Source organism: Photobacterium proteolyticum, assembly GCF_001939735.1.
Lineage (GTDB): Bacteria > Pseudomonadota > Gammaproteobacteria > Enterobacterales > Vibrionaceae > Photobacterium > Photobacterium proteolyticum.
Window position 1 is genome coordinate 241 of sequence record NZ_MJIL01000100.1, and the last position, 12,335, is coordinate 12,575.

Below are 12,335 nucleotides of genomic sequence, written 5' to 3' on the forward strand. Positions count from 1 at the left end.
CTTATCAAATTGGAGCGACACACGAGGTTCGAACTCGTGACCTCAACCTTGGCAAGGTTGCGCTCTACCAGCTGAGCTAGTGTCGCTTTGGTTGCGGGGGCCGGATTTGAACCAACGACCTTCGGGTTATGAGCCCGACGAGCTACCAAGCTGCTCCACCCCGCGTCCGTACTGTCGAAAGCAACCATTTGATAATTGCCTTTCGAGGCTGCGCATTATACGAGGAAAATTTACGGATGCAATAGTTCTTCAAAAAAATCCGCAGATTTCCCCCCAAGCGACTATTTTACCATCAAATAGTGAAAATATGCTCACGATAGTAGCGCAATTCAGCGATCGAATCACGAATGTCGTCCAGTGCTAAGTGACTACCCTTCTTAGAAAATCCATTCAGCAGCTCTGGCTTCCAACGTCGAGTCAGCTCTTTTAGCGTGCTAACGTCCAGATAACGATAATGGAAGTACTGTTCCAACTCAGGCATGTGCTTATACAGAAAACGACGATCTTGACCGATGCTATTACCACAGATAGGAGAAGCGCCTTTAGGTACCCACTGCTCCAGAAACGCAATGGTCTGACGAACTGCCTCTTCCTCGGTAATGTTGCTTTGGCGGATCCGCTCAACAAGTCCGCTGTTGGTATGGGTTGTCGTGCACCACTCATCCATTTTGGCCAGCTCCGCTTCAGGCTGATGAATTGCCAGAACCGGTCCCTCCGCCAAAATATTGAGCTGAGCATCTGTCACTATGGTTGCGATTTCAATGATTTGATGTGTTTCTGGATCCAATCCAGTCATTTCCAAATCAATCCAAATAAGGTTCTGATCGCTGATCGTCATCGGATATTGCCTATTTTGTGAGTAAACCATGTATGATAATACCAAACGGAGGCGCTGTCTGAATCCCTACCGGGCCAGATAATCACTCCAAAGGGTAATTTACCGTAAGCCAACTCAACTGAACGATATTCTTGTGGCAAAAAAGAAAAAGCTCACCAAAGGTCAGAGCCGTCGCGTACGCTCTAACCAAAATAAACGACTTCGTCGTGATAAAGATGACGTCCAGTGGGACGAAACTCTGCTGGAATCTGCACGTGAAGGCCTAGTGATCACTCGCTTTGGCCAGCATGCCGATATCGAAGACCCTGAAACCGGGACAATCCACCGCTGCAACCTGCGCCGAAGCATCCAGAGCCTGGTATCGGGTGACCGAGTCGTCTGGCGCCCGGGTGTCGAAGCACTTCAGGGGATCGCCGGTGTCGTCGAGGCCGTTCACGAACGTGAATCGATGTTAACCCGCCCCGACTACTATGATGGGGTAAAAGCCGTTGCAGCCAACGTGAACCGTATCATCATAGTGTCAGCCGTGTTGCCGGAGCTTTCCCTGAACATTATTGACCGCTACCTGATCGCGGCTGAAACAGTTGGGGTCGAGCCGCTGATCGTCCTCAATAAGGTCGACTTGCTGGATGCCGAAAACCGCCAGCAGGTAGAACAACTTCTCTCGCTATACCAGGATATCGGATATCAGCTTCGCTATGTCAGTACCGATACCGGTGAAGGGATGGAAGCGCTGAAAGAAGATCTCAAGGACCATGTCAGCATCTTTGCCGGGCAGTCTGGTGTCGGCAAGTCAAGTATGGTCAATGCCCTGATGCCAGAGGTCGATGCAGAGATCGGAGACGTTTCCGAAAACTCCGGTTTGGGCACACATACCACGACGGCAGCACGCCTGTACCACTTCCCCGAGGGTGGCGATTTGATCGACTCACCGGGAGTCCGAGAGTTTGGCCTTTGGCACCTGGAGCCAGAACAGGTAACCGAAGCCTTTGTCGAGTTCCGTGATTACCTGGGCGGATGTAAATTCCGCGACTGCAAACACGGCGACGATCCGGGCTGTATCATTCGGGAAGCCATGGAAGCAGGCAAAATCAGCCAAGAGCGCTACGACAGCTACCACAAAATCATTGATAGCATGTCAGAGAACGTAGCCAACCGTCAGTTTTCCCGTAACAAACCTGATTAATATCCCATCCCCTGGCAACAGGGGATAGCTCTCTCGCCTCAATCGCAATCTGCAATTAACTGACTTTCCGCCGTCTTTTAGGTATCATTCTTGGTTCGAGTTATTCTTAAGATGTTATAAGAGTAACCAAGTTGTTGATTGGTTGACACTTTCTGGAAAACATACCGTGCAAGATAATCTCAAAATCGGCCTGCAGTACTGCGCGCCAAAACATGCTCTGACCCGTATAGCGGGTAAGCTGGCTTCTTTAAAAGCCGGCATGGTGACCACCGCTGTCATTCGCTGGTTTATCGGCCGATACAAGGTTGATATGTCTGAAGCACGTAACCCAGATCCGGCGGCTTACGCGACGTTCAACGACTTCTTTGTCCGCGAGCTAAAAGACGGTGCCCGTCCAATCAATGACGAGGCCGATATCATCTCCCATCCGGCAGATGCCTGTGTAAGCCAGTTCGGCCCAATCACAGAAGGGCGCCTATTCCAGGCCAAGGGCCACTACTTTGATGCCGTCGAACTGCTGGGCGGTGACGAAACACTGGCTGACGAATTCAAGGACGGCGACTTTGCCACCCTATACCTATCGCCACGTGACTACCACCGTGTCCACATGCCATGCGACGGTACCCTGCGCCAGATGATATACATCCCGGGCGACCTGTTCTCGGTCAACCCGCTGACCGCACAGAATGTACCGAACCTGTTTGCCCGCAACGAACGTGTCGTGTGTGTCTTCGATACCGAGCACGGTCCGGTTGTCCAGATCCTGGTTGGTGCCACCATTGTCGGCAGCATTGAAACCGTATGGGCAGGTACAGTTACCCCGCCAACCGGCCCTGATGTCCGCCGCTGGGACTATCCGGCAACCGGCGATCAAGCTGTTGTGCTGAAAAAAGGCGACGAGATGGGCCGCTTCAAACTAGGCTCGACAGTGATCAACCTGTTCCCGAAAGACATAATCAGTTTTGTCGAAGAGATGCAGCCAGAGCAACCGACCCGCATGGGTGAACCCTATGCGAAGGTAAATGCTCAGCCTCAGGCAACAGAAGAAGCGTAACCACTTAACATTTTTGAACAAAAGGGGCCATATGAGCCCCTTTTTTAGTGCGAAAAATAGACCCTGTCGTAGAAATTTCAAGCGCTCAAATAGTATGCTGATTTGCAGTCTATAACTATAAGCAAACCAACATACTATGAAGAAGATATCCATTGCGCAGCTGGTCAAGCTGCTGATCGCCTTCGGGATACCGCTTGGTATATTGATGCTCCCTATCGATGTCATCCCGATAGAAGGTCTGACCCTCATCCAGCACCGACTGCTGGCCATTTTTGCCCTCGCCGCCCTGCTCTGGGTTCTCGAACCGGTACCGGTTTTCGCAACGTCCATACTTATCATTGCCCTTGAGCTAATTATGATCTCCGACAAGGGGCTTCATCTGTTTCGTTCCAGCGTCGACGGGCACGAAATGGGCGAGATGATGAAGTACACCGACATATTCAGCGCCTTTTCATCGCCGATTATCATTCTCTTCATGGGGGGCTTTGCGCTGGCAATAGCCGCCTCCAAGTATGAGCTGGATAACAACCTGGCCCGGGTCCTGCTCAAGCCTTTCGGTACTCAGCCCAAATTTATCATGCTTGGCCTGATGCTGATCACTGCCGTGTTCTCGATGTTCATGTCCAATACGGCAACCACGGTGATGATGCTGGCCCTGCTGGCACCGATTGTTGCCTCTGTCCCCAAGGGAGATATCGGGATCAAGGCTCTGGTTTTGTGCATCCCGATAGCGGCAAATACTGGCGGCATCGCCACCCCAATAGGCACACCGCCCAATGCCATTGCCCTGCAATACCTCACCGGCGAGCATAGTATCAGCTTCCTGGGCTGGATGATGATAGGCCTGCCGTTCGTGATCTTGCAGCTGACTTTTGCCTGGTGGCTGTTACAAAAGCTGTTCCCGTCGACCCAGCAGCAAATGGAACTCAAGCTTGAGGGCCGCTTCCAGAAAAGCTGGCAGGCAATTGTGGTTTACATCACTTTTGCCCTTACGATTATCATGTGGATGACCACCTCGCTACATGGCATGAACACCTATGTCGTCTCCATCATTCCACTGGCGGTGTTTACCCTGACCGGGATCATGGGTAAGGAAGAGCTCAAGCTGATCAACTGGGATGTGCTATGGCTGGTCGCCGGTGGTATTGCTATCGGCCTCGGCCTCGACAAGACCGGATTGGCGGCGGCACTGGCGCATGCCATCGACTATGATGCCCTTTCCCCGATTGCCGTGGTACTGACACTGTCGATTATCTGCTGGTTAATGGCCAACTTCATGTCCAATACCGCAACCGCTAACCTGTTGATGCCCATTGCCGCTGCTGTCGCAGCCTCGATGGAAAGCCTGGCTTCAATGGGTGGCCTGCAAGGCGTACTGGTTGTCGTCGCCTTCTCTGCCTCGCTCGGTATGATCCTGCCAGTCTCAACACCGCCGAACTCACTGGCCTATTCAACTGGACTGATCGAGAGCAAAGACATGGCCAAAACCGGGGTGGTTATCGGCCTGGTCGGCCTTCTCGTCGTCTACGCTGGTGCCATGGTCCTGACCTAAAACCACACACCATAAACACGCACCACACTCGCTCCACCAGCGAAGGCCGCTTAGCTGCCTTCGCATTCTCTGCCCCTTCCTGTGTCTTTGACATGTATTTGCTACTGCAATCACATTATTTTCGCAGCAGGTCGATGAGGATTATCTGTTGAAAGCCGATATAACTATCGAGAGATACCATAACAACAACTCTTCCCACTGAGTCATACCCATATATCTATAAATCTGGCCACACGTGAGAGTCCAAGATGAAATATACGATCAAGCTAAAAATACAGGTCGCAATAGCCGCAATTATTGCCTCAGTCAGTGCCGTGCAGGCCTGGATATCCATCAGCCAGCTACAACAGGAAACCACCACGGAAGTAAGCAACCAGATGCGTGATATCGGCCAGGCCACCAGCCGCTATATAGCCGACTGGCTCGATACCCGCAGTGATATGATGCTGGCGAACGAACCCTTAATTGCCAACCAGGACAACGTTGAACGCGAGCTGCTGCTGACCAAGCGTGCCGGTCAGTTCCTGTCGGTCTATGCCGGCTTCAGCGACGGCAGCATTGCCTACGGTGACAAAACCGAAGACTGGCCGGCCGATTATGATCCCCGTACCCGCCCTTGGTACCAGGATGCAATCAATGCCAGAGAGCTGGTACTCACCGAACCGTACCAGGATTTTGACGGCAGTATCGTCGTCAGCTTTGCCAAGGCCTTCCAGGGCCAGCATCAGGGCGTGCTTGCTGCCGACCTGACCGTTAGCCATATCATTGATCAGGTACTGAACCTAAAAATGGAACACAACGGCTTTGCCTTTCTGATCGACGGCAACCACAACATCGTGGCCTACCGCGATGAAGCACTCAGCCAGCAGCCCATCACGCAGCTAGACAGCGAACTGACTTCGGCGCTGCTCCGCCAGCTGCAAAGCGAACAGACCATCCAAACTTTCACGTTAGATAGCGACAGCCAGGAAAAGCTTATCTATGCCAGCCCGATTGACGGCACAGACTGGACACTGGCACTGGTCGAAGATAAGTCACTGGCCTTTGCCTCCATCGGCGAGCAGATCAAGTTTATTGTCCTGGCATCAGTCATGCTTTACCTGGTTATCTCGGTGATAGCCACCATGATCATCAATAGCCTGCTGCGCCCGCTTAACAACCTAAACCAGTCTGTCAGTCAACTCGCACAGGGCAGCGGTGATCTGACACAACGTATCGCCATCGAGCGAATGGATGAGATTGGCGAGCTGGCCGATAATATGAATCGCTTTCTCGCCCAGCTGCAGACCATGATCAAAGGTGTCGTCAATCACTCTCAGGATCTGGGCCAATATGCCGAGCGTTCAGCCCAGCTCAGCAACCTTGCCTCACAGCGAGTCAGCGAGCAGCAAAATGATGTCAATCAAATTGCGACCGCCATTCATGAAATGTCCGCCACATCCGGTGAAGTTGCCAACCATGCCGAGATGACAGCCGCTGCCGCCCAGGCATCAACCGCGGCCTGCGAGCAGGGGCAGGACGTTATCGGCCAAAACCGGAATGCCATTACCTCACTGGCCAATCAGGTTCAGGATGCTGCCAATGTGATCCATGAGCTGGAAAACAACGCTCAGGGCATCAACCAAATCCTGTCCACCATTCAGGGCATTGCCGAGCAGACCAACCTGCTGGCACTGAATGCGGCGATCGAGGCCGCGCGTGCCGGCGAACAGGGACGAGGTTTTGCCGTCGTGGCCGATGAGGTCCGGGTCCTCAGCCAGCGCACCCATGACTCAACCGAAGAAATCCGCAGCATGATTGAGACCCTGCAGCAAAACACCCAGCAGGCGGTCGACAGCATGCAAACCAGTACCGAGCTGGCCGATCAGAGTGTCGGTTATGCCGAAGCGGCCAGTGAGAGCCTGAACCAAATCACCCACACCATTACTGAGATATCGGACATGGCAACCCATATTGCCAGCGCCGCCGAAGAACAGCGGGCCGTGAGTGAAGATATCAGCCGTAATACCCAGGCCATCAAGGAGGTCTCGGATCATCTGGCAGAACAAACGGCCGAGGTCAGCCAGAGCAGTCGCGAAATGAACAGTTCTGCCGACACCATGCGACAAGATATCTCGCGCTTTAAAGTGTAATTGCATTGAACGACAGATAAGTCTCTTCAAAGCCGCCTGGCTAGGGCGGCTTTTTTCTGGGAGGTGTCAAACCCGTCAGCTTCAGCCACTCAACGCCCAGCTAGTGCTTGAGTAGGAGCCAATACGGTAACACCTGGCAGAACATGAAAATCTCTCATGCCCAATATGAAAAAATAGCTAGTTCCTTTATCAGCAGGCCTCCTTCCCTTGCGGTAAGATGAGCCGGCTACAGGTCCCGGAGCACTTCCGGTACCAACTTACTGACAGGGATAGTTATGCCACACGGAATTATTGGGTATGAATGGCTTGCGCTCGGTGCAGCCTTGCTATGGGCACTGAGCAGTCTGATCTCTGTCGCCCCCGCCCGCCACCTTGGCGCTTTTGCCTATAGCCGCTGGCGGATGGCTTGCGTCACCCTGATGCTATCTGTCATGGCTGTGTTTAACGGCGGCTGGGACAGCATGCAGTGGAACTATGCCTGGATCATGATCCTGTCTGGGTTGGTAGGGATTTTTATCGGCGATACGGCCCTGTTCTCCTGCTTTAACCGGATCGGGCCACGACGAGGCGGATTGCTCTTTTCCTGCCATGCCGTATTTTCCGCCCTGCTGGGGATCTGGTTATTTAACGAAGCCTTGCTCGGCTGGAAACTGGCAGGCGGCCTGCTGGTTTTTCTCGGCGTCATCAGCGCCATCTTTTTTGGCCAGCAGAAAAGCCATGCCTGGGAAGAAATACAGGGCAAGCTCTGGATAGCTATCGCACTGGGATTGGTTGCTGCTTTATGCCAGTCTCTCGGAGCTGTCATCGCCAAGCCGGTCATGCAGACCAATATCGACCCAATCGCCGCTTCCGCCGTCAGGATGGCCAGCGCATTCGGCGCCCATTTGTTACTGCGGGTGAGTGGCGCTCCCCTTCTTCGACCGGTCAAGCCTATCACTCTGCCCATTTTGACCATGGTTGCCGCCAATGGCTTTCTCGCGATGGCTGTCGGTATGACATTGATTCTCTATGCACTACGCTATGGCGATGTCGGTATGGTCGCCCTGCTTTCATCAACGACCCCCATCATGGTCCTGCCGCTGCTCTGGCTGCACACCGGCAGCATTCCCAACAAGAGTGCCTGGGTGGGCGCGGTTCTGGCGGTCATTGGCACCGGCCTGATTGTCAGTAGTTGATACTTTCACCCTACCCACAACAATTGCAAGTGATAACTGTTTGCATTTGACTTCAGGATTGCTTATAGTTTGAACCGCTTCGATAAGACGCCTTGAAATCCTAACTTGCCGCCTGTCGCTAGCCTACAAACAGTTCCCCCTGCTTCCTGCCGATAAGTCAGGGAGTAAACTCCGTTTCAACTGGCGAAGAAACGGTATAACCAGGCAGCGGTGTCGGCAACCCTCAGTACGATTCTGATATCTGGTTAACAGCCCACATAAAAAGCGCGGCCTGGGCCGCGCTTCTTGTGTTTGATCCTTTCTGGCAACATATTCCTGTTATCAGGCAATGTCGATCGGAAATGCTGTTACCTGATCAATATGATCCAGTTGCTGCGCCAGCATGATTAAACGATCCACGCCAAGCGCAACCCCTGCGCAATCAGGAAAACCTGCACGTAGGGACTCAACCAAATGGTGATCAATCGGCTGAGGTGGCAAACCCATTTTCAGGCGCTTGCGGTTATCTTCTTCAAAACGGGCCAATTGCTCGTCGCCATCAGCCAACTCATGGAAACCATTCGCCAGCTCAACCCCCTTAAAGTACACCTCGAAACGCTCAGCCACGCGCGGATCGGTCGGGTTAATTTGCGCAAGCGCAGCCTGGGAGGCTGGAAAGTCATAAACAAAAGCAGGGACTTGCTGCCCTACTTTCGGCTCAACACCGACACTGAACAGCAATTGCAACAAGGTATCGCGATCATCTTCGGGATCGGCGATATCGCTCAGTCCCAGCGCCGATGCCGCCAGTTTCAGATCCGCTATACTGCCCTGCAGCGGACAAACCCCCAGTACATCGACAAACACCTGCTGGTAAGTCATTCGCACAGCCTGATCCGAGCCCAGTACCAGCTGCAGTAGCTCATCCATTTCATCCATCAAGGCGTGATGGTCAAACCCCGGGCGATACCACTCCAGCATCGTGAATTCAGGGTTGTGGAACCGGCCAGACTCTTCGTTTCGAAATGACTTACAGATCTGATAAATAGGACCACTGCCCGCGGATAATAACCGCTTCATGTGAAATTCAGGACTGGTCATCAGGTACAGCGTCTGTCCTTTTGCATAACCCGGCCCGACAAACTCAGTCTGGAAAGTATGAAGATGAATATCCGTCACTGTTGCCTGGCTCATCGCTGGCGTATCAACTTCCAGCACCTCTCGGCGGGCAAAGAAATCACGAATTGTAGCGATAGTCGCCGCACGCTGTTTCAGCTGCGCGATTGAGGCTGTCGGTTGCCAGTTCAAGGTCATAGTCTACTTCTTTTCAGTCGGGAGAAATCAGTTGCGCATCAGTCTACCAAACTCCTTAATTCACCACAGCCACCATCCTTGTCCATACCACAAGAGCATCAGCCATAGTTGTGAAGAATTATGAATAGCCAAACATCATCACAGCGCGCCAATCACATCAAAAACGCCACCAAAACAACACCACCTAGCAACAATAACCACACCAAACGGAAATAAATACAACATTCCGTTACATCCAACTACCACTAACGATTTAGTTTCCTTTTTAAATGAGTCAGTTAACAACCAAACACGAAACACACCATTAATGAGCCAGAAACAATTAACACAAAATAAAACGGTCAATTAACAATCACAAAACATGAAAACTTGTGACAATAATCACACTTTCTGTAATCACCTTATACTTTGGGGCTATTTCGATAAAAAAGCTGCGTCTAAATCAAATTTTCTATCGATATTGTTTCATAGAATGAAGTCAGGATTTCAAGGGAAAGTACGCGAAAGCGTACTTTTTTAAATTTTATCGTCTTACCTTCGGAGGATAGCTGTGAAGACTATTACCACAGATATCGCTGTAATCGGCGCAGGTGGTGCAGGCCTACGTGCTGCCATTGCTGCTGCAGAAGCAAACCCAGACTTAGAAATTGCACTAATTTCAAAAGTTTACCCAATGCGCTCTCATACCGTAGCTGCAGAGGGTGGCTCCGCTGCCGTCATCAAGGATGAGGATAGCTTGGATAACCACTTCAACGACACGGTTGGTGGTGGTGACTGGCTATGTGAACAGGACGTTGTTGAATATTTCGTAGAAAACGCGACTCGCGAGATGACCCAGCTGGAACAGTGGGGTTGTCCTTGGAGCCGTAAGGAAAACGGTGACGTTAACGTTCGCCGTTTTGGTGGCATGAAGGTTGAGCGTACCTGGTTCGCAGCCGACAAAACCGGCTTCCACATGCTGCACACCCTATTCCAGACTTCTATCAAATACACACAAATCAACCGCTTTGACGAGTACTTCGTGGTTGATCTTCTGGTAGAAGAAGGCGAAGTACAAGGCCTGGTTGCTATTCACATGTCTGAAGGCGAGCTGGTTTGTATCAAAGCCAAGTCTGTTGTACTGGCAACCGGTGGCGCAGGTCGTGTATACAACTGCAACACCAACGGCGGTATCGTAACCGGCGACGGTATGGCAATGGCCTTCCGCCACGGTGTACCGCTTCGTGATATGGAATTCGTTCAGTACCACCCAACCGGCCTGCCTGGCACCGGTATCCTGATGACCGAAGGTTGTCGTGGTGAAGGCGGTATCATGCTGAACAAAAATGGCTACCGTTACCTGCAAGATTACGGCATGGGCCCAGAGACACCAATCGGTCAGCCTAAGAACAAATACATGGAACTGGGTCCACGAGACAAGGTTTCACAGGCATTCTGGCACGAGATGCAAAAAGGCAACACTATCAAACACCCACTGGGTGATGTAGTGCACCTTGACCTTCGTCACCTGGGTAAAGAGTACCTGCACGAGCGTCTGCCGTTCATCTGTGAACTTGCCAAAGCCTACGTGAACGTTGATCCGGCAGAAGAGCCGATCCCAATTCGCCCAACCGTGCACTACACCATGGGTGGTATCGAAACAGACAAGAACAACGAAACACGTATCTCTGGCCTGTTTGCGGTTGGTGAGTGTTCATCTGTTGGTCTGCACGGTGCAAACCGTCTGGGCTCTAACTCACTGGCAGAGCTTGTAGTATTCGGCCGCCTGGCGGGTGAAGGCGCGGCAAAACGTGCTGCGGAATTCAAAGGCTGGAACGAAGAGTCTATTGCCAAGCAGGTACAGGCGGTTCAAGACCGTATCGATACCCTGCTCTCTCAGGACGGTGACGAAAACTGGGCGGATATCCGTACTGAAATGGGTCACTCCATGGAAGCCGGCTGTGGTATCTATCGCCAGGAAGATTTGATGCAGGCAACGGTCGACAAGCTTGCCGAACTTCGTGAGCGTTACAAGAAGATCAGCATCAAAGACAAGGGCAAGGTATTCAATACCGATCTGCTTTACGCAATTGAAGTGGGTTACGGCCTGGAAGTGGCTCAAGCAATGGCTCACTCCGCGATCCTGCGTCGTGAATCACGTGGTGCACACCAGCGTCTTGACGACAACTGCACCGAGCGTGATGACGTGAACTTCCTGAAGCACTCGCTAGCATTCTACAACGGTGATCAAGCACCTCGCATCGAATACAGCGACGTGACAATCACCAAGTCTCAGCCTAAAGCACGCCTATACGGTGCCGCGGCAGAAGAGGCAGCAGCGAAAGAAGCAGCAGAAGCGGCAGCGAATAAAGAGGAGCAGGCATAATGTCAGGCAACCGTATCCAAAAAGTTGAAATTCTGCGTTATGACCCAGAGAAAGATGCAGAACCGTACTTCGAGATGTTCGAAGTTCCGTTTAACGAAACCATGTCTGTGCTTGATGCACTGGGTTACATCAAAGATAACCTAGACAAAGATCTGGCTTACCGCTGGTCTTGCCGTATGGCAATCTGTGGTTCTTGCGGCATGATGGTCAACAAGGTGCCAAAACTGGCCTGTAAGACCTTCCTGCGTGACTACCCGAACGGCCTGAAGATCGAAGCGCTGTCTAACTTCGCGATCGAGAAAGACCTGATTGTCGACATGACCCCGTTCATCGAGCGTCTGGAAGCGATCAAGCCTTATATCATCGGTAACGATCGTAAGCCTGAAGATGGTCCAAACAACCAGACCCCAGAGCAAATGGCGAAGTACAAGCAGTTCTCTGCCTGTATCAACTGTGGCCTGTGCTACGCAGCATGTCCTCAGTTCGGCCTGAACCCAGAGTTCATCGGCCCTGCGGCACTGACGCTGGCTCACCGCTACAACCTGGATAGCCGTGACAACGGCGCCGATGAGCGTATGAAGCTGATCAACGGCGAAAACGGTGCTTGGGGCTGTACATTTGTTGGTTACTGTTCTGAAGTTTGTCCGAAGAGCGTCGATCCAGCCGCTGCGGTAAACCAGGGCAAAGTGGAATCATCTAAAGATTTCGTTATTGCGATGATCAAACCTCAGGAGGCATAA

9 protein-coding genes and 2 tRNA genes are annotated in these 12,335 nt (G+C 52.1%); 7 read left to right on the plus strand and 4 right to left on the minus strand.

Features of this window, described 5'->3' with window-relative positions; genetic code table 11:
* Positions 1-10 precede the first annotated feature (10 nt).
* The 3 genes from BIT28_RS27535 to orn form a co-directional block, all read right to left on the minus strand.
* A tRNA-Gly gene (locus tag BIT28_RS27535) sits at positions 11-86 on the minus strand.
* A 2-nt stretch (positions 87-88) separates the two neighbouring features.
* Positions 89-165 (minus strand) — tRNA-Met (locus BIT28_RS27540).
* 127 nt (positions 166-292) lie between these two features.
* Positions 293-838 carry an oligoribonuclease gene (gene orn, locus BIT28_RS27545; protein WP_075768171.1) on the minus strand — a complete coding sequence of 182 codons (546 nt, stop codon included), beginning with the start codon at positions 836-838 and terminating at the stop codon, positions 293-295.
* Between the two features lie 133 nt (positions 839-971).
* Here orn and rsgA point away from each other — a divergent pair, with 133 nt between their 5' ends.
* The 5 genes from rsgA (at position 972) to BIT28_RS27570 (ending at position 7,937) form a co-directional block, all read left to right on the plus strand.
* Positions 972-2,024, plus strand: coding sequence for a small ribosomal subunit biogenesis GTPase RsgA (gene rsgA / locus BIT28_RS27550; protein ID WP_075768172.1), 1,053 nt, complete (start codon positions 972-974; stop codon positions 2,022-2,024).
* Between the two features lie 166 nt (positions 2,025-2,190).
* Complete coding sequence (gene asd, locus BIT28_RS27555) at positions 2,191-3,078, plus strand: archaetidylserine decarboxylase (protein ID WP_075768173.1); 888 nt, start codon at positions 2,191-2,193, stop codon at positions 3,076-3,078.
* 136 nt (positions 3,079-3,214) lie between these two features.
* Positions 3,215-4,630, plus strand: a complete 1,416-nt coding sequence (locus tag BIT28_RS27560; RefSeq protein WP_075768174.1) for an SLC13 family permease — start codon at positions 3,215-3,217, stop codon at positions 4,628-4,630.
* A gap of 248 nt (positions 4,631-4,878) precedes the next feature.
* Complete coding sequence (locus BIT28_RS27565) at positions 4,879-6,762, plus strand: methyl-accepting chemotaxis protein (protein ID WP_075768175.1); 1,884 nt, start codon at positions 4,879-4,881, stop codon at positions 6,760-6,762.
* Positions 6,763-7,052: 290 nt separating this feature from the next.
* The gene (locus BIT28_RS27570) at positions 7,053-7,937 is read left to right on the plus strand and encodes a DMT family transporter (RefSeq protein WP_075768223.1); all 885 of its coding nucleotides are present in this window, start codon (positions 7,053-7,055) and stop codon (positions 7,935-7,937) included.
* A 321-nt stretch (positions 7,938-8,258) separates the two neighbouring features.
* Here BIT28_RS27570 and epmA read toward each other — a convergent pair whose 3' ends face one another.
* On the minus strand, positions 8,259-9,230 hold the full coding sequence (gene epmA / locus BIT28_RS27575) for an elongation factor P--(R)-beta-lysine ligase (RefSeq protein ID WP_075768177.1): 972 nt from the start codon (positions 9,228-9,230) through the stop codon (positions 8,259-8,261).
* A gap of 550 nt (positions 9,231-9,780) precedes the next feature.
* Between epmA and frdA the strand changes: the two genes are divergently transcribed.
* Together frdA and BIT28_RS27585 are read left to right on the plus strand one after the other, a co-directional pair.
* Positions 9,781-11,595, plus strand: a complete 1,815-nt coding sequence (gene frdA, locus BIT28_RS27580) for a fumarate reductase (quinol) flavoprotein subunit (protein ID WP_075768178.1) — start codon at positions 9,781-9,783, stop codon at positions 11,593-11,595.
* Positions 11,595-12,335 (plus strand): succinate dehydrogenase/fumarate reductase iron-sulfur subunit, encoded by a 741-nt coding sequence (locus BIT28_RS27585; RefSeq protein WP_075768179.1) that lies wholly within the window; start codon positions 11,595-11,597, stop codon positions 12,333-12,335. The genes frdA and BIT28_RS27585 overlap by 1 nt, the downstream gene beginning before the upstream one ends.